At 56.1% G+C, this 19,678-nt stretch carries 14 protein-coding genes and 1 pseudogene; 7 read left to right on the forward strand and 8 right to left on the reverse strand.

What is annotated here, in order from left to right:
- Positions 1-33: 33 nt before the first annotated feature.
- The 6 genes from V1288_RS06985 to rfbF all read right to left on the reverse strand — a co-directional run bounded on the left by V1288_RS06985 (position 34) and on the right by rfbF (position 7,999).
- A complete protein-coding gene (locus tag V1288_RS06985; protein ID WP_334356360.1) occupies positions 34-615 on the reverse strand; it encodes a dTDP-4-dehydrorhamnose 3,5-epimerase family protein in 582 nt (193 codons plus the stop codon).
- Positions 616-1,734: 1,119 nt separating this feature from the next.
- Positions 1,735-3,198: an undecaprenyl-phosphate glucose phosphotransferase gene (locus V1288_RS06990; protein ID WP_334356361.1), complete on the reverse strand. Its 1,464-nt coding sequence runs from the start codon at positions 3,196-3,198 to the stop codon at positions 1,735-1,737.
- Positions 3,199-3,250: 52 nt separating this feature from the next.
- The gene (locus tag V1288_RS06995) at positions 3,251-3,907 is read right to left on the reverse strand and encodes a Crp/Fnr family transcriptional regulator (RefSeq protein WP_334356362.1); all 657 of its coding nucleotides are present in this window, start codon (positions 3,905-3,907) and stop codon (positions 3,251-3,253) included.
- Positions 3,908-4,308: 401 nt separating this feature from the next.
- The gene (locus V1288_RS07000) at positions 4,309-5,049 is read right to left on the reverse strand and encodes a response regulator transcription factor (protein WP_334356363.1); all 741 of its coding nucleotides are present in this window, start codon (positions 5,047-5,049) and stop codon (positions 4,309-4,311) included.
- A 1,033-nt stretch (positions 5,050-6,082) separates the two neighbouring features.
- On the reverse strand, positions 6,083-7,141 hold the full coding sequence (locus tag V1288_RS07005) for an NAD-dependent epimerase/dehydratase family protein (protein WP_334356364.1): 1,059 nt from the start codon (positions 7,139-7,141) through the stop codon (positions 6,083-6,085).
- 21 nt (positions 7,142-7,162) lie between these two features.
- On the reverse strand, positions 7,163-7,999 hold the full coding sequence (rfbF, locus tag V1288_RS07010) for a glucose-1-phosphate cytidylyltransferase (protein WP_334356365.1): 837 nt from the start codon (positions 7,997-7,999) through the stop codon (positions 7,163-7,165).
- A 145-nt stretch (positions 8,000-8,144) separates the two neighbouring features.
- Here rfbF and V1288_RS07015 point away from each other — a divergent pair, with 145 nt between their 5' ends.
- The 5 genes and pseudogenes from V1288_RS07015 to V1288_RS07035 all read left to right on the forward strand — a co-directional run bounded on the left by V1288_RS07015 (position 8,145) and on the right by V1288_RS07035 (position 14,294).
- Complete coding sequence (locus V1288_RS07015; RefSeq protein ID WP_334356366.1) at positions 8,145-8,369, forward strand: hypothetical protein; 225 nt, start codon at positions 8,145-8,147, stop codon at positions 8,367-8,369.
- A 408-nt stretch (positions 8,370-8,777) separates the two neighbouring features.
- On the forward strand, positions 8,778-9,797 hold the full coding sequence (locus V1288_RS07020) for a glycosyltransferase family 2 protein (protein WP_334356367.1): 1,020 nt from the start codon (positions 8,778-8,780) through the stop codon (positions 9,795-9,797).
- 697 nt (positions 9,798-10,494) lie between these two features.
- Complete coding sequence (locus V1288_RS07025; RefSeq protein WP_334356368.1) at positions 10,495-11,793, forward strand: lipopolysaccharide biosynthesis protein; 1,299 nt, start codon at positions 10,495-10,497, stop codon at positions 11,791-11,793.
- 62 nt (positions 11,794-11,855) lie between these two features.
- Positions 11,856-12,788: a glycosyltransferase family 2 protein gene (locus V1288_RS07030; RefSeq protein ID WP_334356369.1), complete on the forward strand. Its 933-nt coding sequence runs from the start codon at positions 11,856-11,858 to the stop codon at positions 12,786-12,788.
- Positions 12,789-13,295: 507 nt separating this feature from the next.
- Positions 13,296-14,294: pseudogene (locus tag V1288_RS07035) on the forward strand (GDP-mannose 4,6-dehydratase).
- Between the two features lie 185 nt (positions 14,295-14,479).
- On the opposite strand, the gene V1288_RS07040 reads toward V1288_RS07035, so the two are convergent.
- A complete protein-coding gene (locus tag V1288_RS07040) occupies positions 14,480-15,205 on the reverse strand; it encodes an FkbM family methyltransferase (RefSeq protein ID WP_334356370.1) in 726 nt (241 codons plus the stop codon).
- Complete coding sequence (locus tag V1288_RS07045; RefSeq protein WP_334356371.1) at positions 15,202-16,728, reverse strand: hypothetical protein; 1,527 nt, start codon at positions 16,726-16,728, stop codon at positions 15,202-15,204. The genes V1288_RS07040 and V1288_RS07045 overlap by 4 nt, the downstream gene beginning before the upstream one ends.
- A gap of 204 nt (positions 16,729-16,932) precedes the next feature.
- Between V1288_RS07045 and V1288_RS07050 the strand changes: the two genes are divergently transcribed.
- Both V1288_RS07050 and V1288_RS07055 read left to right on the forward strand, forming a co-directional pair.
- Positions 16,933-18,156, forward strand: a complete 1,224-nt coding sequence (locus V1288_RS07050; RefSeq protein ID WP_334356372.1) for an O-antigen ligase family protein — start codon at positions 16,933-16,935, stop codon at positions 18,154-18,156.
- 38 nt (positions 18,157-18,194) lie between these two features.
- The gene (locus V1288_RS07055; RefSeq protein WP_334356373.1) at positions 18,195-19,514 is read left to right on the forward strand and encodes an Ig-like domain-containing protein; all 1,320 of its coding nucleotides are present in this window, start codon (positions 18,195-18,197) and stop codon (positions 19,512-19,514) included.
- Positions 19,515-19,678 lie beyond the last annotated feature (164 nt).

Consider the following 19,678-nt stretch of genomic DNA (forward strand, 5'->3'; position numbering starts at 1 on the left):
CCCTCTTCGATCGGGTCTGGGCACCGCCTAGCACTAATTGTATGTGACAGCCTCAAGACTCATGCGCATCCTTAACTCGTCTTCAACCTGGGAAATCAATCTCCATGCGGTGTCGCGTTGCGAGATAACCCGCGCCGAAAGCGGCCAATCCACTCCTAGCATCGGATCGTCATACCGCAGGCCCCCCTCGGCATTCGTTGTATGGGATTCGCCAATGAGGTAACTCACCTCGGTGTCGTCTTCGAGCGTAATAAAACCGTGCGCGAAACGTTCCGGAATATATAGTCCGCGACCGTTCTTTGCCGACAGAACGACAGAAAAATGCTCCAGATAGTTGGGCGACTCCGGACGCAGATCTACTATCGCGTCAAAGATAGCACCGCTCGTGCAGCGAACGTACTTCGTTTGCACCGCGGGGGGATATTGGAAGTGCAAGCCGCGCAATGTTCCGCGCTTCGCGTTGAAGCTGACACTTGCCTGTGCGACCGTTGGTTTCAATCCGTGCTCGGAAAACTCGTCTGCGCAGAACACACGAGCGAAGTGCCCGCGGTTATCTTCTCGACGGTCAAGGTCAACCAGATATGCACCCGCAAGCTTGATCTCTGAGAATATCATTTCTCAGAGTCCGAAGTAGCGAGAGATCCCGGTCTAACGATCACATCGTCATCCCCGAACTAACCATGCAGTCCTTTCCAAGGACGATCCCTAAACTAGGGCTCTGGCATCAAGTTGAGATTCGTCAAGTTAGCGAGCCGCGCCAACATGAGTATTACCCGTGTTTACGTGAGGACAATCTGAAACACGCGCACAAGCGCCCACACCAAGAGCGAGATCCAGGCTAGCGTGCAGCCTAAGGCCAATGTGACCACGAGAACGGCCCAATCCAAGCTCTTCCTGCCGATGCCCTTTGTGATCGTGCCGTCGATTGGGTGCTGGTAGTTGGATCCCAGTTCATCTGCGTGCGACATTGGCTGAGTCCTAGCCAGCGAAGGGCTAGCAACATAGCCGCTGTTCAATTGCACCAATCTGAGATTCCTCAATAACGGCGCGAGGACGTGAAAGGATTCCGAGGCCCATCGATCGGACCGGTCCGAGGTGCACGGTATCTGCCGCCGGCTTCCGCTGCGAGCCGGGCAAAGCTTCGCGCGCAGACGACCTAGTATTCTCGAAGTTGGATTCTGGATCGCTAAAAGTGTGGGGTGGTAACCTGTGGGGCTTCGACGCCAGTCGCCGGGTCCCGGTCCTCCGGGTCTGCAAAGCAGCGTATTCTCCGCCATTCCTTTTCCAGCAGCACCGCAGCCCAAAGCATATGGGCCAAGATCCATATCGCAAAGAAGTGTTGCAACCAGGGCATACTTGCCAATCCTGAAAAGGCACGGGAGTCTGGTTACTTTCACAGGAAGGCGGTTCGACCGCCCATGCATATGCTGTTCTGGCTAGTCCACCGACCACGCCACCATAATCTCGTCCTATGGGTATGTGCCGCCTGCTCAGCCACGCCGGGAAGCATCGCCATACAAACCAGTTCGACTTCCCTGTCAACCCGAGCAGGTTGAACAATCACGCATTTCTCGGGAACTGCCTGAAGCTCTCGTTTTCTGTGCTATGCAAAGTTTCGAGAGTTATCTTCTCTTAACGCCGGGATCAGCGCCCTTGTAAGTCGTGTCGACCAAGGCTGGACCAGGCGCAAGCGAGCGCACTCGCGATAGAAACAAACGGATCAATCCGGCCGCATCAATAGACGTTATTCGGTTTCAAAACCCGCACGATAGTTAGCAGCAAAATGCGGATATCGAGCCACAGCGACCAGTACTCGATATACCAGAGGTCGCTCTCAACGCGCTGTTTCATCATCCCTAATTCCGGCGTCTCGCCTCGGAATCCATTGACCTGCGCCCAACCGGTGATACCGGGCTTCATCTTGTGCCGAATAGCGTAGGTCGCAATAAGCAGATCATATTCATTGTCATGGGCAAGAGCATGCGGCCGCGGACCGACCAACGACATCTCGCCCCGCAAGACATTGAGCAGTTGCGGGACTTCATCAATGCTAAGCATCCGCAATAACCTGCCAAGATGGGTGACGCGCCTGTCGTTCCTCGTGGCCTGAGCAATGACCGGGCCGTTGTCGAGCGTAGACATCGTCCTGAACTTGAAAATCCTGAACGCCCGCCCGTTGAACCCAACACGAGTCTGAAGAAAAAACGCAGGTCCCGACGACTCGAGCCGTATCGCTGCAGAGATCACCGCGAAGAAGGGCATCAGAGCAATCAAGGACATGGCCGCAAGAATTCGGTCCATGCCCTGCTTTAAACTACGCTGCGCCGCGCTGAGCGGTGCGCGCTGAAGTTGTACCGCCTTTGTAGGACCTAGTTCGAGCACCGGGCGATTTAGCATACGGCACGTCATTGCATCCGGAACAAGCTTGACTGGAACCGGAAGCACTCGTAGCCCGCTTTCAACTTCGCTTATCAGATCCGCTGAACTCCACGGAATGGCTACGATTATTTCGTCGATGCTCTTTTCCCGGACGTAGTGAATTATTTCCCGCAATCGGGTCTTCAATGTCTCTTGGTCGCAGATCCCGTCCTGGATCGGTAGAGGAAAGGCATGTTCTACGACGTATCCATATTTTTCCAAGACGGTTAGCGCCTCATTGCCAGTAAGCTGGTCCACCGACCCGACTAGGATTATCTGGTTGGGCTTTAGTACTCCGGACGAGATGACCAGAGCACAGACATGCGCAACGGCAAGGCGCATCACCGCGGTGAGAATAACCCCGCTGGAAAAGAACACGAGCATCTCACCACGCGAGAATGCGGCTCCGGTCTTCAGCAAGAATGCAAGGGTCGCGAGAAATACAAATGTCATCAGCCAAGTGACCGTGGAGCGTCGAACCTGCCATCTAACTCGAAGGAGGTTCGGCGCACGATAGAGTTGAGCCGCATGACCAAATGCGGAATAGAGTATGGCAACAGCGATGCCCGAACCGACATAATTTTGTACCGCCCCCTGACTCTCACGGACCGCGGCGTCGTACAGGACCCCTGCCGCAATTCCCAACAGTACTATCCAGGTCAGGTCAAAGATCGCAACGAGCGGTGACATGACATTAAGGGAACTGGGAACGGCCGGTTGGTCGCGAGTATTTGAAAGACTGAGATCGGCCAGGATGCTGTTATCGCGCGCTAGAGACATTCGACACCTCTCGACCGCGGGAATGGCTAAATGGACAGATAGCTGTCGCGGGCTAGTCGCCGGCTATTCGCGAGAGCCCCGGCAAGTTGACGAATCGAATTGTCTTGCGGTTCGGCAAGTCAATGAGCCCCTTCATCTTGAACTCGGCCAGAGTACGGCAAACGGTTTCGAGCGACGTACCCAGATGATCCGCGATATCGGCTCTCGGAAGCAGGAGTGTAAGCGCGAACGGGCGTGTCGGGTCCGCAGGCAAGTGACTTCGAATGCGTAAGAGGAAGCTCGCAATGCGGGCCATGCTGGTTTTCTGGCTCATGGTAACGAGAAGAGACAATGTCTCAGCAAGGACCTGATGAGCGCCGCAGGGTTCGTCCTGTTGGCAGATGCCGGAAGCGAGGGTACGCTGCACCCGACAATTGGTTACGGCTTCAGCCGTTATCCGCTGACATGATGATTGAGTGGGCATGACCACGTCGCCGGGCCAATAAAACACCACAATCTGACGGTTACCGTTTTCGAGCAGTCGAACAGCCCGGACAACGCCCTCGACGATTGTGATTTTCTGAGCTTGATGCTCGCCCTCCCAAAAGAGCGCGCGTCCACGCGGTATAAGCGATGTTGTGGATTGGCGACGTTGCTCGACGCATTCTGCTCGTCGCAAGCCGTATGGAAATGGCGTAGCGCGCCCAGTACCGATCGGTTGAATACTCATTTCGCCCAACCCTCATTGCGCAATACGCATCGGAAGGTTGCACATAGATATATTTAAGAAAATTCGACTACATGCACTAGACATTCGGCGGTGCCTGCTTAGGCCATCTGGCTTAGACCCAAAAGGTGGAAAAATTGCGTGTGGTCAGCCTTCATGCTGTCGATGATCTCTGGTTGGGCATTCCGGGGCATCTCTGGCTGAAATTTTGAGCGCAACGGAGATGTGCCCAATCGCGGTTTTGGGACCACGCGCTTCGATCATCTTAACCGTTGCGGCTCTTGCCGGATCATGCCGCGCCGGCGCCGCGATCGCCTTCATCTCTTCAGCAATGCCATTTTGGCGATACCAGCTTCTGTTCTGCCGCTCAGCTGCCGAAGCGAAATCCAGTCAACGACTGTAGCTTATCGAGCGCCGTGCCGCAGCGATCTGTCAAAAACCGAGCTCCACCCCTTGTTGGACGTGCTCAAATCCTTCACGAGCTTTTTTTGCTTGACTCGAACCTCAGCGCGAACCGTCGATCCGACCAATTTCGCAGCCATGAAAGCTGCTTCTGTTCGGTTTCGGGCACCGAGGGCACGCAGCAGCGCAGCTGTGTGACTTTTAGTTGTCGCTTCGGCTATGCCCAACTGAACCGCAATTTCCTTGGTAGACATTCCTTGCGCGATCATCGGCAGAATCTCCTTTTGCCGAGGCGTTAGCTGAGGCATTTGCATCCGCGGGTTAACTGACGAGGGAATCTCAGGTGTGTCACCATCACCATCGGCGATCCACCCTGGAACGTATATTCGCCCGGACAGCAAATCTTTGATCGCCGAGAGAAATCCTTCGTCCGACTGAAGCTTGTAGATGAAGCCATGAAAGCCGACGGAAAGACAGTTCAATACGTCAGCTCTCGTGTTCGAGGCCGACATGACCGCAAAGCGCGTCCCCGGATAAAGTTCGTGTGCTTCCTTCAGCAAATCAAGCAAGTGATGGCTGAGGGATCCCGAGTCGATCAGAACCAGGTCAGGGTACTGGCTCTCTGCCAACAATTCGAGTCCCGTGGCCTCGAGCACCTGTGTATGCTGAATTCTCGCCTCGAGTAATTCCCGGACACCATTCCGGTAAACGCTGTGCTCGTCGATCACCAGGATCACAGACACAGTTACGATCCTTCAAGTAGAAAATGCCCGCTCTCGAATGTGCCCCCCGTCCCACAATTAATTATGCAAGTTCTTTGGACGCGTCTCAAGGATATTTATCGCCGCCCCTGGTCGCGTCTCGGCTGAAACGTCCGCTATCCGACTCACGCAGCAACCCTGCCGGTGGAACTCCAAAAATAGGCAAAGCTCGACACCTTCTTCATCGGCGGAGAAGTAGTCCCCTCTCGGATATCAGTCACTTAGCAAAAGCTAGGCACCACTGAAATCGTTGCTCGAAGACTCATGACGCGTTGTTCGATACCGGACATTAGATCGAACCAGGTCACTGTCTGAAGCAGTGGCGCGCGAAAAGCCGGCCCCAGCGGGGACCGGCTGGGGCCGTAAAGGGCTGTGCGCCTGTGCCGAGGAACAAACTGGCTTCGGCACATCCATTTGATAGCCTCATATTGTTGAGCGAAATTGACGCCTATCAATTCCTGCTCGAAGACAAGCGCCCTTCTTAAAGAATAGGGACCCCGTAGCGTGAACCCGCGGGCCGTGTCATATCCACATGGCATTGGCATTGCAGTCTAGTAGATTACTGGAATTTGGACCCCAGCTTGATACAGGGCGCTGCCGGGGCAGCATATTGCGACCCCCGGCCACATATTGCGAACCCGGCAACGTATCTTTTTGAGACTTATCCGCAAACGTGAACCGGTGGACTCTTTTCATTCCTTACCAGATGATTTTTGCGTGGGTGTATCAGGAACCCGTTTGGCAACGGGAGACACGGCGGCTTCAAACCCCGTGGAAAGATTATCCAGGACAACGGTTTCCCGGCCTCAATCAACTCGAGGACTGTGTGACTGCCGATGTCGCCCGCACCACCTGGTGACCAAGACGGGCATGCGTCGCTTTCCATTGCTCGTTAGGCAGACCGCCGGATCCAAGCAATCGCAGTCTGATGAGTTCTACCGTTCGCCATCTCCGACTCGTTCCGTAGCAGCACCAGACGCGCGCACTCGACGCCACAAAGATCGAGCCTCAACTCTCAATAGTTTGCCGCGGCGGGAAGCTGTTCCTCGATCGGCGTCCACAGAAGTCGTGGATCGAGCTGCTCCGTATGTCGGAGGTGACGCAATTCAGACAAGCGTGTGAACGGCGCGGAGTTGAACATCGCCTCATCGAGCTGAATCCGCTGGAAAACCGTCCTCAATTGCAACGCTCCCCTCTCCGCGCTCCACTGACATTTGAACTTCGGCAGTCGCTCCTTGATCTTCGCGAACGATACCCGATAGCTGCGGTTGTCCGGACCGCTTGGGCCATATGTAACCGCGCAGCCTGGAAACGTGTTACGGACGATTTCCGCAATCTCGCGCACAGTGTAGTTTTGTGTTTCGGTGCCGACGTTGAATGCTTCGCTGCATACGGCCTCTCTCGGGGCTTCGAGCGCGCACAGGATCGCCTGGCAAATGTCGTCGACGTGGACCAGTGGACGGCATGGTGACCCGTCGCTCATCACGCGAACCATACCCGTCGTAAACGCAAACCCCGCCAGATTGTTGAGGACAAGGTCAAAGCGCTGCCGCGGCGACGCTCCGAACGCAGTCGCGTTGCGTAGGAAGACCGGCGTGAAGCGTGTGTCCGCCATTGAGGTCAGTTCGCGCTCGACCAGCACCTTGCAGTGCGCATAGGCGGTCTGCGGATCGACCGTAGAGGTTTCGGATTTTAGTTCGGAGCCGGCCGCTCCATAGATACTGCAGGACGAGGCGTACACAAACCGGGCAACGCCGGCGGCTTTGCATTTTTTTGCAAACTCGACTGACCCACGATGATTGATTTCCATTGTAATTTCGGGATCGTTTTCTCCCAGGGGGTCGTTCGAAAGCTCGGCGAGATGAACTACCGCGTCCAGTCCCGCGAGTTCCGGCTGCGATATTTGACGGACGTCTTTGGAGATGACCATTGGCCGGGTACGGCCATCATCAAACAACCAACCGCGCCTATAGAGCCCGGTATCGATGCCCGTTGCCTCATGACCACGATCGAGCAACTTGGGACCCAGGACTGCGCCGATATAACCGTCAGCTCCCGTATAAAGAACGCGCATGAGTGTTCCTTCGTACGTGGCCTAAGCAGCCGTCAGAGGTTGGGGAGCATGGGAATTGTCTTTCGGAGAGATCGCTGGTTCGTTGTCCCATACGCGCCAGGGTGGCTTTCCGCTGTCCCACTGCTCCTGCAGGACCGTTTTGTCCCGAAGCGTGTCCATGTTCTGCCAGTAACCGTGATGCCGATAGACCGCCAATTGATCTCGCTCACTCAACCGATTGAGCGGCTCGTTCTCCCAACTCGTGCTATCATCATCGATGAGATCGAGCGCCTCTGGTTCCACAACGAAGAAGCCGCCATTGATCACCTGTCCGTCCCGCGCATCCTTTTCGCGGAAGCGGGAGGCCCGCGGGCGATCGGAAGACAGGTTGATCGCGCCGAAGCGGCCTGGTAGCTGGACGGCTGTGACCGTCGCAAGCGCGCCTTGCAGATGATGAAAACTGATCAGCTCTCGGATGTTAACATCGCTCACCCCGTCGCCATAGGTGAGGCAAAACGTCGAGTTCCCAAGATAGTCCCTAACCCGCTTGATCCTTCCGCCGGTCATCGTCTTTTCGCCGGTATCAACCAGCGTGACCTTCCAAGGCTCGGCTCCGTTTCGGTGAGTCTCAATCCGGTTGCGTTGGAGATCGACCGTAAAGTCGCCTTGGTGAGCCATGTAATCAAGAAAGTAGTCTTTGATGATCGCGCCCTTGTAACCGCAGCAAATAACGAATTCGTTGAGACCGTGATGTGAATAGAGCCGCATAATGTGCCAGAGGATCGGCCGGCCGCCGATCTCAACCAATGGCTTCGGGACTACAGACGTATGTTCGCTAAGCCGCGTTCCATAGCCTCCGGCAAGAATGACTACCTTCATCCGGTTCTCCTGCCTGTTCGTTGTTGGTTTGGCGTTGACCCGGATTGCTGCTGGCCGACGCTTCGGAGGAAGGTCTAGGCGAAGCCGCGAAAAACCGACTTGATAACCGTCAACTCCAAGCCCAGTGGCCCGACGTGTCGAGCCCTTGATCTTCAACCGTGGACAAATCGGCTTGCCGCTCTTCATTGCGCTCGCGTTCCCGACTGCCAAAAGAACGGCAGGAGTAAGCTCGCCGTTTCGGCATGTACAAGTAACGGAACCGAAAGGCTCGAACGGAGCCAATGCCGGCGAGACCTGCGGCGGTCTTGACCAGAAAATCAGCCAAATGAGCGTGACGCTGGAGAACCTCAGTTTGGCCGAGTTCGCATAAACCCACCGCGCCAACCACAGCAGGGGCAGCAGAAGCGAGCGGTGCCGTTCTCCACGAATCTGGTATCTGTGCGACTCTTTTTGGGTTGAGATCTTCCGTGAAGACCGGGAATTGGCGGCAGACTACCGAAGTTTAACCTCGCGATTGGGAGCGGCGAGAGGGGAAGTTGACAACCGTCAACTCGGGCGCGCGCGAAGTTCGCATTACTTGCACACGTGGCGCCTTGAATGACGCTGTCCGTCATCCAGACTTCGCACCTCGGAGGATTGACAGTGGAATGGAGAATGGTCGTGCAAGTCAGCAGGTCTAGCTACGATCACATACTCACTGGTAATCTGCCGATCATTTGGCGCCGGCGGGGATTAATGTTGCATTGCGTGCGGCATTCCCTGACCCATGGGTGATGCAATGACCGATTCAGCCCGGGCCGACCCCTCCTATCCGTTCATCACGATCGCCATTCCGACGTTTAACCGGGCGGCGCTCTTGAAGGGGTGCGTCGCTGCAGCGCTCTCGCAAACCTATCGGCATTTTGAAGTCGTCGTGTCGAACAACGCCTCGCCGGACGATACCAGAAACGTCCTGAGCCGATTCAGCGACGCCAGATTGCGCGTCATCAATCAGGACGCGAATATCGGCATGATCCCGAACTGGAACGCTTGCCTTGCGAATGCGAAAGGCGACTACATCGTCTTTCTGTCCGACGACGACAGGATCGCGCCAGAGATGCTCAGGCGATGCGCTCACCTCATCAGGCAGCAGCCGCAACTTTCGACCGTCATTGCGCTCAGCAACATTCATGCAGCCTCGCTCGGACGAACGAAGCCAGCGCACGCCAGCCGATTCCACGACACCGGCATCTGGGACGGCACCGAGATCCTGATGGACTACTTGACCGATCAGATCACGGTGACGATGTGCAGCGTCTTGATGCGGACCGAACTCTTGCGCGCGCACGGCGGTCTCCCGCTCAACCCGGGGAACACCGCCGATGTCGCCGCCTGGGCGCCGCTGCTGTTGCTCGGCAAGTCGGGCTTAGTCAACGAGGCCTGCGCGACGTACACATGTCACCACGATTCCGCGACGGCACGATCGGGCGTCGAACAGCTTCTGCACGATGGACGGAAGGTGCGCGACCTCATCGCGCACGCGGCGGAGATCCACGTCACTGACCCGCAGCAGCGCAAGGCGATCCAGATCGAGGCCCAGCGCCATTTCGCGCGCCGAGGGCTTATCGTCTTGTCCGACTTTCGCAGGGGCGGCGGTGAGGTTCAGGTGCTGTTGAACGTCCTGTGGCGGTTCCGCCACGACTTGCACAGTGCCAATTTGAAGGCCATCTTGCGCTCTACCGCCGTTGCCTTTTGTCCGCACCCGCTCGCCGCGCGGCTGCGCCAGTTCAGGTATAGTATATCGGAGCGCATAGCCTGACGACGCATCGCCCCTGCGGGCGTACCGCCCCCGCACGGGGCGCATGCGTAGAGCTGCGATTGCATGGTTGATCTTACGAGTTCATATTCAATTTCGTGCCGGCTGAACAGCGTGGTCAGCGGCGGCGCATGATCCTTCTAGACGGATTTCAGCGCGTCGCCACCGAGCTGATTACCGGCCCGCTTCTGCGGGCCGCCCGGCAGATTACCGGGTAGGCGTCGACCTCGCCGATGGCTGTGGCGACCCGAAGTCAGGGCCTGTGTGACGTTCATGCCCAGCGGTACCGAACTGTCGGAACGGGACCGGTTCGCATGCGCAGTTTGTATTTGATCTACGACGAAGTACGCCCGTAGCTTTGAGAGGCCGGATTGCTCAACGGCGGCGGACTTGGGGCGCGGTTGAACGTCTGATACTAGTTCCGCCTCGACCTGTGCGGCGTCAGTACGGCGGTCCTGCGCTTCATGGCGGTCATCTTGTTCCGCAAACGCTCGCCGCCCAGCTGCGCCAGCATCCGTTCCGCTTCTGACCCTTGCTCTTATTGATAACCATCAACTCGCCCGCAAGCCGTATCCGTATAGCTTCAGTTGCGGGAGCGATTGCATGGTCTTCGGCTCATACGAGTTCATCTTCAATCTGTCACTAACTGAACAGGGTGGACGGTTCGGAGGCGTAATCGCACGACGAGATTGGAACATGCATGCGCTTCGCTCACTCTGATTCGTCGACGCCCGCTTCGGTTAGCAAGCTCCTCGTCCTTTTGATGACCATGGCCATGCGGGCCAGCGTAATGGGTTCAAGGTTTGCCCTTGCCATCTTCATTGCACGCTATCTCGATTTATCATCACTGGGCGTATACGGGCTCGCCACCGGCGCGATCGCAATTCTGCCGGTGGCGGTCAATCTCGGGATGAACCACCTGCTGATGCGCGATGCGGTCACTGCCTCCACCGCTGAGTTGACCTATAGCTTGCGCCACTATTGGACCTTCGTAGCGACGACTTACATCATCCTGCTGACGCTTTCTGTTTTGCTCACGATTTTGTTCGAAACCCCCGCTCTATGGATCCTTATCGTCGCCGTCATGTGGTTTGAGCATGTCGGCAACGATGTTTTCTATCTTCTCTCCAGCATAAAGCACCACCTTTCGGCGAATACGAACGCCTTCCTTCGCGGCGCGGCATGGATTCTCGTTTATGTCCCGCTCGCCATCTGGGAGCCAAACCTCAGAACGCTTCAGCACCTATTCGGTTTCTGGCTGGTGGGAGGGGTGCTCTCGTTTGTGCTTTTCGTCTGCATGAGCTGGTCGTGGCCGTGGAGGGCATCCCTTACCCTCCCATTCAAGCTGTCCATGATTACAACGACTGCCCGGCAATCCTTTCATCTTTGCGTCAGCGACGTAAGCTTTTTTGCGAGCCAGTACCTCGATCGCTACCTTGTAACATTGTTTCTAGGGATAAAAGCCGCTGGCATTTACTTTCTTTTCTGGACTGTGGCGAGCGCGGCGGGCAACTTCCTCGCATTGGTCGTCCAGCAGCAGCAGCGCCCTCACCTCATCCACGCTCATAGGGTCGGAGGGTTGTCCGCGCACTGTCAGCTCGCCTGGCGTTTTATGCAGACAACGGCCTTGACCACCGCGGCGCTCAGCATTGCGGTTGGTTTTGCTTTCCAAATTTGCTCGCCCTGGCTGGGTCAGCCCGCACTTGCTGACCATTTGCCAGCGTTCTGGTTGATAGTTGCCGGAATGGCCGTCCGCTGCTTGGCGGATTTTGCGGCGATGGGCCTGTTTACTGCAAACCGCGATCGCATCATGGCTCTGACCAACGTAGTATCGGTAGGTGTATTGGCCATTGCCCAGATATTACTCCTGCCGTTAGCGGGACTTTACGGTGCTGGTGGCGCGATCCTGATCACGTTTCTCGGAGCAATGCTTTGGCGTTACCGACTGTTGTTCGGTTTCTCACTCGCGAGCCCCGAGCCGCGGCAAGTCGGAGCCTAGTGGGGGAGGTTACCGGCGATCCGTTCTACCTCGAGCTCGCCACAAACAAGTGAAATGGCGTCATGAAGATACTCAGCATTTGTTGCGTTCGGGACGAGGATGACATTGTTGGGGAGACGCTGGAGGATGCTCTAGGCTGGAGCGACAGAATATTCGTGTTTGACAATGGCAGCGTCGATGGAACGTGGGAGACGGTACAAGACGTTGCGAGAAGCAATTCGAAGATCGAGATCGTCGGCCACGATGACCGCACTTTCACCGACGAGCTGCTCGGGGAAATATTCGAATCCTATAGGAGCGTAGCGTCTCCTGGAGACTGGTGGTGCAGACTCGACTCTGACGAAATATATATTGATGACCCTGCGCGCTTTCTTGCGGGCGTTCCCGACAAATACGGCCTTGTGCTCTCCGCTTCATTTAACTTCTATTTCACTGACATTGATCTTCGGAGCTATGAACAGAGCCCGTCGGAATGGCTCGCGCGACCAGTTCGCGAAAGGCTCAGGTTCTATCAAAACAACTGGAGCGAGCCCCGATTTGTCCGCCATCGGAACGACCTCCTTTGGGCCGGCCTGGTTTGGCCCGACAACCGCGGCCGGACGTTTCCTTCCCGGATTCGGCTCAAGCACTTTCCGTACCGATCCCCAGCGCAAATAGCCAGCCGACTTGCGTTACGCCAGAGGCAACCGGCACTGTTCAAACATGAGGCCAATCGATCCCTTGCGGTGCCAAAATTCATGCGGCCGGATTGGTCGGACCAATATCTCAAGACGGCCGCGTTTGAAGCAGCTTCCTGGCGAGATCGAGTGAGGAAAGCTGATGAATGCGATGTAGATCTTGGAGATGGTGCTCTTATCACTCGCAACGAGCTGATGCCGCCGCTCCCGTCGCCAGCCGTCGACCTGGTTAAAGCCAGCTTGCGGGAAACTCATATTGGGCGAGCCATATTGTCACCTATTATAAAATTGCGTCGAAACCAACAAAGTCGCCAGTGATCAAAAGGTCAGAGAGCTCCCGAGGAGACGTCCGCACTTCGCTCGCCCGCGCACACCCAACAGCCGAGCCGCGCCATCATCGTGGAGTCTTTCGGCGCCATCAAGCGCGAGCCGGCTTGTAGAGCTGGGGCTGGCCTAACGGCAGTGACGCCCTTTTTGGCGATCCTGTTAGTTGTTGTTTGCTAGGCCTCACGTGTTTCTTCTTCCCGCCCGTCTCATTCCACGCCGTAAAGGCCACCGTTTTCAAACTCCTGTTGTGGACCAAACTTGACGATCCTCAAAAACGCCAAGCGTGACCCGGGCTCAACTGCGCCCCCACGCAAGCAGGACTCACCGCGTGGCCTCTAAGCTTTATAGGCCCCTCAGCCTGGTGCAACCTGGCGGCGCTCCGGTGGTGTTTACCCTGATAATAGAACCGACTGCAGAAGTTGCGTAAATTTCCAACGCCCGATGCAAGACGCGCACTTCCTGTCCATTTGAAAGCGTCGAGGGAGTATGCAAATGAGTATGTTCTGGCAAGACAAGTCGGTTTTGGTGACTGGCGCCACTGGTTTTCTGGGCGGCTGGCTTATTCATCATCTGCTTGAACACGGTGCCAACGTCACGGCGCTCGTGCGGCGCAATAGACCGGACTCTCAGTTGTTCCTTTCTGGGCTTGCCCAGCGGGCTAAGCTTATTAACGGCAATGTATGGGACAGGGAACTGCTCGAGCACACCCTCAATCACTATGACATCGACGTGATCTTTCATACCGCCATGGCAAGTGGACGAGTGCAGGCAACACTCGCTGATCCGATTGGATGTCTGCGCTCGACCGTCGAGAGCACATGGCATCTGCTCGACATAATCCGGCAACATCGTCCGGAGTGAGCAATGGTCGTGTCCTCATCCGACAACGCTTACGGCGCCCAACAACTGCCCTACCGCGAGACTCAACCGCTTATGCCTCGGCATCCTCAGGAGGTAGCCAAAGCCTCGCAGGATATGCTGACCCAAAGCTTCGGCAAGATCTATGGTTTGAATGTTGCGGTAACACGCTGCGGAAATTTTTTCAGCCCCTACGATTTCAATTTTGCCCGCATTATTCCATATGTGGCAAAATGCTGTGCCTTTGGAGTACAACCGGAACTACGTTCCGACGGGCGGTTCGTGCGAGATTTTCTGGCTGTCGAAGAGGCCGCGCATGCGCACCTCATGCTGGCGGTGCAGCTTTCAAGCGGGCCGGAACTGCGGGGTGAGGTTTTCAATTTCTCTCATGAGGTTCGAATGTCAGTCATCGACCTCGTTGACAACATTCTTGAAATCGCACGGTCCAACCAAACGCCTACGATCGTCAACACCGTCACCCACGAGATACCATCTATGTCGCTGTCTTGCGACAAGGCCCGGAAGATCCTGGGTTGGGAGCCTCAACGGAGCTTTGAAAGCAAACTAGCTGATACTGTGAACTGGTATTTGCAATGGTTCCGCGCGGCCGGGCGTGGATGTCAAGCAGGTGCGAGTTGATCCGGCCCATGACCGCCTGGGTGAGAAAATGCAGGCGATGTGCTTGACGAATATGATCCAATAGTGTGCCCTGTTCACGATCGCCTCGACTGGAAGCCACTGCAGCCAACGAAGCGACAATGCTGCCAACAACTAGATACTGGCGGGACTGAACGTCACAACGGCTTGCAGCCTTTGACCGGAGGTCAAAGAGACTTGCTGCCATCGGCATAATCGGTTCGCCTGAATACGCAATCGACTTCGAGCAGGGATACCGGATCCTCCGAATAGTAAGTCACCGGGCGCATCTGGCTTAACGTAAATCCGGCTTCCCGCATGAAGCGCAGCGCCTCATCGAAGTTCCAGGTCTCCTGATAGAGATGGACAAGAGGCAATTCCAGTTGCACGCCAAGCAGACGCGGAACGGAGTTCCTGCCGCCCTTGAGTACATTCTGCTCGAAACCTTGCGTATCGACCTTCAAGAACACACGGTTGTCGGTGAACTCCGAGAATATGGTGTCAAGCGTCACAATCTGAACCGTGTCAATACGGATCACATCGGTCTCATAGATACTGTTTCGGCCAATGTCTGTCTGATCGGCAATCGAACTCATTGCCGTGTTCTTGCTGACGTTGATTTCTATGGTGCCGGTGAAATCGCCAAGTGCCATGTTTCGGCAATGCCAATTTTTGTCCGATGCGCAATTCTGTTGAAGCCGACCGAAGACCTCAGCGACGGGTTCGAAGGATACGATCTTCCCCTTGTAGCCGCGCAACCTGAGTTCTTGTGCGAACTGGCCCTCGTTGGCGCCAACGTCCAGAACGAGATTAACAGAACGAGATTTGAGGAACTGCATCAGGTCCGGGTGCCGGTGACGAATTTCGTAGCCAGTCGACCTGACAATGTACTTTAGCCGCTCTTTCACTGTCATATCGCTGCTCTAGTGTTTCCCTCACCCAACGTACCTGCGGTCGACATCTCGGCGGATTGGGGATCCTTCGATCCTCCCCGTTTTCGCCGGGCGACCAAAAGGTCCACGAGGTCATCGGTCCCGACGTCAAGTCCGGCGTTCCGGTAGGCGTGGGCGTGCGTCGCCCCTCTCGCGAGCTCCGGCCCAACGATGAGCGCAAAGCCAAGCAAAATGCCACCGGCTAACGCCAAGCCAATGAGATGCGGGAACTGCGGAAACACAGGCCGCGTTGGAGTAACCGCCTTCTGAACGACTCTTAGGCTTGAGAGTTGGCTCTTCTTGGCGACCTCGGAACTGATCTCTTCCTCGAGGATCCGAGTTGCATAGTGCGCGGCGGCTGCCGATGCTGTCGTTAGGTTACGCTTCAACCTGCCATATTCTGCCTCGTTCGCAGAGAGCAACGCCAGCTCCTTGTTCACCTGATCGAGCTCCGTGCCGAGCCCCTTCAACAGCTCCGTAGACCCATTGAGATCAGCGTTGACCTTCATGAGTGCAGCCATGTTGTCCTGATAGACCTTCACCAGAAGCAAAGGAGGAATTTCGTCAGCCTGTTCCTGCTCCTTCGCGGCGCTTTCCGCAGCTTTTCGGGGATCCTGCCCTCCGAGCGTCTTCACCATCCGGCTTACAGTTTTCGACTGCGTAACCGGCCGCAGCACCTGCAATTGCTCCACGATCGACTGTTTCTGCCCCTTTTTGTCTTCGACTGTTGCGCGCGTCGTGGAGATGGACGTGGCCAGGTCATTCGCCCGCTTGAGCAGAAGCGCCCGCTGCTCGTCAACCGAATAGATCGATGCGTTGACGGAGAAGCTCTTTAGGTTAGCAGCCGCCGCCTGGGCCTCTTCCTCAAGGCGTGTCGTCTGTTGCTGGAAAAATTCTTGCGCTCCCGGCATTTGAACCTCAGTACCCTGAACAGCGACCAGTGCGTTTGCAAGCTCGTTCAGGTAACTTGCCGCGATCGCCGCATCCCTGTGACGGAAGGTTACTCTCAACAGGTCTGATCTGCCTTCTTGCTTCGCAGCGACACGGTCCCGCAAGCCGAGAATGCGCGCCTCATTGCGCTCTATTTCGTCCTCCGGCTCAAGCCCTTGCGTTGCTGGCTCGCCAACGAAAGCGTGCGCAAGGTTGATTTCCTTCGCCCACGCCCAAAACCTGTTCATGAGCGTCGGGTTCGTATTAGCGGATAATCGATCGTACCCAACCGCCCTTCCCGCCTCTAGAACTACCTGATCGATTTTAGCAATGCGCGACAGCGACTCCATCCGGCTTTGAAGATCAAGGCCTTCCCCAAGAGGCGCGCTTGAATTGCCTGAACGCTCCTTAATGCCCTGCCCCGCGCGCAAGATAGTATACGCCTCGTAGCGGTCCCCGACCGCTGCGTAATATAGGAAGGCCACGCCGGACGTCAGAAGCAGGCACAGATACAGGATCCATTGGCGGCGCCAGAAAAAACGGAAGGAGAATATTGCACTTATGCTGCGTTCCACTGTGGACTCGCTTGTTCCTGTACCTACCCGCTATAGCCTCTACGCGAAGCGCCCGGAACGATATTGACAACCGTCAACTCGGATTTTGACCGTGCATCTATATGCTTGTCACGGCTGCTACTCTTGGCACCAGATCTACCAGGTTACTGAGATATCCCGGCCTAGGCAGGAACCTGCGACTACGAGAGGTGGGGTTACTTCGTTGTGCAAAGTCTGACTGTAAGCAGAGAAAGACCGCCATACATCCTTCCCGCGTCGGTGGCGATCACGAACCAGTTTTTCCTGGTGACCTGCCTGGGCCTCGTGTTGCTCAATTTTCTGACGTTCGCTTATCACCTTACTGGCTCGACTCTATTCAACGCGCTTAGCAACGCCGTGAGCCTGTTGCTTATTTCGTGTTCAGTCTATGTTGCGCTTGTAGGCAGGGAAGAAGCCGGTTTTTACAAGATCTTTTTGGTACTGGCCTGTGTTTTCGTCGGCGCGAGCTATTTGGCCAACTATGGGAGTTTCGAGATAGCAGATGCCCTGAAGTTCTTGTCGCTCTACACATTCTATATAGCTGGCCGAAGCGCGCCGGGGCATTGGCGGCCAGCTGAGAAGTGGTGCATCTACGCGCTCGCCGCGTTGCCTTTGATCTTCAAGTTGGCCGGCGACACAAAAGTCTACGTGGGCGCCGAGTTTCCTGACGTGTTCGCCTACTTTCCCAATACAAATACCGCGGCGCTGTATTTTGCTGCTTTGTGCTTTTCCCTATCGCATTGGTTCGGAAACAAGATGCTGGTAGTGCAGTTCATCAATGCCGCGGTGATGAATAGAGTCGGCGCAGCATTGGCCACCATTCTTGCCATCGTCATGTGGTCTTTCTTTCCACTGAGACCACAAGTATTAGTCGCTTTCTTTATAGGGGGGATAGCTGGCTGTATTGCCTACGCTTTTGGAGCAATGGATCGGTTGCTGACGGGTCTTGATAGCATGGCTTTGATTTGGAGCTTGAACCCCGGCACGGTCGCACGCATGACCTACAAGCAACTGATCGACTTGACGGGCACGACCGACCTGTCAGCATTTTTTCGCATCATCCATTGGACAAACATATTTGAATACTATTCGACGCAAGGCCTCGGCGTGATCTTGTTTGGTTACGGCGCAGGTCAGAGCGGCATCATAGCGGTCATGCCCATGCCGCCGCACAACGATTACCTTCGTGTCCTGGCGGAATATGGATTGCTCAACTTCCTGGTATTTGCCTTTTTTGTCGTCAGCATCCTGCTTTCGCTGAAGCTGCAGGCGGCGAAGATTCTCTTCACTGTGCTGCTCATATATTTCTTCTCCGAAAATCTGCTGGACAACTTTACATCGATGGCACTGTTTTTCTCGTTTGCTGGCAGGCTTACATCCCAGCAGTCGTCTGGCAGCAGTCACGCGTAGCTGGCGTATCGCCGGCTGGTTGAACACGGGATCAACCGATGGACTTCTCGATTTCCGAAGCAATCAGACAGAACACGCTTGGACGAAGCGAAGGATTTCCCGCCGGAGTGCCTAAGAGCTACGATTGGTACAAAGGCTGGAACGACGATGGGTTGCATACGCCGCCAGCAAATTTCACCGCCCTCACGGGTTGGGGCCAAGTCTATCAGAAGGTGGGGGCTCCCGCGTCCTCGAATGCAGCTGCAGATGTCGAAGTTGCCAACGCGAAGACCTATGTCCGTCTCAGGGAAACGGGCCAATGGGTCTTGGCCCAAGATCAGTCAAGAACCCCAATAGTGGGGGGGCATTTCGTCACTGACTTCGCTGGAAATGCAGGATACCCGATGGTCGTGACCCCTCTGGCGGGCGGGGGCACGTCTTTCAGTGCCCCTTCGGCCGGGCATAATGATCATTTTTGGCACAAGGCGCGAGGCACCTACGCGGCTGGAACGGTCGACGCCGTCTATGTCCAGATGGATATGAGGGTTACGGATCCGAACTTGAAGCTGGTCGCCATGGTGGGCGCCGACTGGTGGCGCGACGCAGACGCCCCTTTTCTTGCAGACCACAGCAACAATCCGGGCATCGGCGGCAGCAACTGGATTGAACTTTCGACGCAATGGAGGACGATTGCCTACTACTCCCTGAGCACCGCGGAGTTTCAGAGCAATCTGCCGCCTCCGTTCCGCGGAACTGTCGACACGGCCCCGGTCACCAATCCGGACATCACGCCTCCCGCCGCGCCCACGATTGCCTCGTTCACGCCGGACACCGGCACCATTGGCGACCAGATCACGGGCGCGAGCGTTCTGACATTGTCTGGCACGGCAGAGGCCGCCAGCATCGTCAAGCTGTTCGATGGGGCAACGCAGATCGGTACGGCAAGTGCGAATTCGAGTGGCGCCTGGAGTACCGAGACCAGCCAATTGGCGGCGGGCACACACAACTTTACGGCGACGGCCACGGACGCGGCCGGCAACACCAGTTCGGCATCATCGCTGTTGAATGTAATGGTGGACGCGGCGGGAGCATCCCCGCCGGCGGCGTCACCAAGGGCGACGCCGAGTGGCGAAAACCTCTTGGAGATGTTTGACGCAACGTCCGTGGGAGTAGACGAGTGGGCGGGCCTCACCGACAATGACGGATCCTATCGGACCCTGCAGACCGTTGCACGGCAGGGCCACAACCTATCCCTTGATGCGCGTTCCCTTCCTGGATTCACCGACACGACCACAACGATCGAGGCCTTGTCGAATGATTCGTTCATTTTGATCGCCTTGCTTTTCGCGACCATAGTCAAGATTGGTCGAAATAGCTGATCGACCGCAGGATGCGAGATCTTCTCAAGCCAAAGGGAACGTTGTTCCTGGAGTATCCCAACGCGTGGGGCTCTTCCAGATGTCCAAATCGATCTTCATGCCCCGATTCGTCTACAGATCGCTGCGATCCGCCAATCATTGCTCAAAGGCTCACCTCATCGCCC

This window comes from Bradyrhizobium sp. AZCC 2176 (genome assembly GCF_036924645.1).
Lineage (GTDB): Bacteria > Pseudomonadota > Alphaproteobacteria > Rhizobiales > Xanthobacteraceae > Bradyrhizobium.

Bases quoted from the DNA above. Each gene is read 5' to 3' on its own strand.
- V1288_RS06985 (WP_334356360.1), bottom strand. From the start codon at position 615: ATGATATTCTCAGAGATCAAGCTTGCGGGTGCATATCTGGTTGACCTT.
- V1288_RS06990 (WP_334356361.1), bottom strand. From the start codon at position 3,198: ATGTCTCTAGCGCGCGATAACAGCATCCTGGCCGATCTCAGTCTTTCA.
- V1288_RS06995 (WP_334356362.1), bottom strand. From the start codon at position 3,907: ATGAGTATTCAACCGATCGGTACTGGGCGCGCTACGCCATTTCCATAC.
- V1288_RS07005 (WP_334356364.1), bottom strand. From the start codon at position 7,141: ATGCGCGTTCTTTATACGGGAGCTGACGGTTATATCGGCGCAGTCCTG.
- rfbF (WP_334356365.1), bottom strand. From the start codon at position 7,999: ATGAAGGTAGTCATTCTTGCCGGAGGCTATGGAACGCGGCTTAGCGAA.
- V1288_RS07020 (WP_334356367.1), top strand. From the start codon at position 8,778: ATGACCGATTCAGCCCGGGCCGACCCCTCCTATCCGTTCATCACGATC.
- V1288_RS07025 (WP_334356368.1), top strand. From the start codon at position 10,495: ATGCGCTTCGCTCACTCTGATTCGTCGACGCCCGCTTCGGTTAGCAAG.
- V1288_RS07030 (WP_334356369.1), top strand. From the start codon at position 11,856: ATGAAGATACTCAGCATTTGTTGCGTTCGGGACGAGGATGACATTGTT.
- V1288_RS07040 (WP_334356370.1), bottom strand. From the start codon at position 15,205: ATGACAGTGAAAGAGCGGCTAAAGTACATTGTCAGGTCGACTGGCTAC.
- V1288_RS07055 (WP_334356373.1), top strand. From the start codon at position 18,195: ATGGACTTCTCGATTTCCGAAGCAATCAGACAGAACACGCTTGGACGA.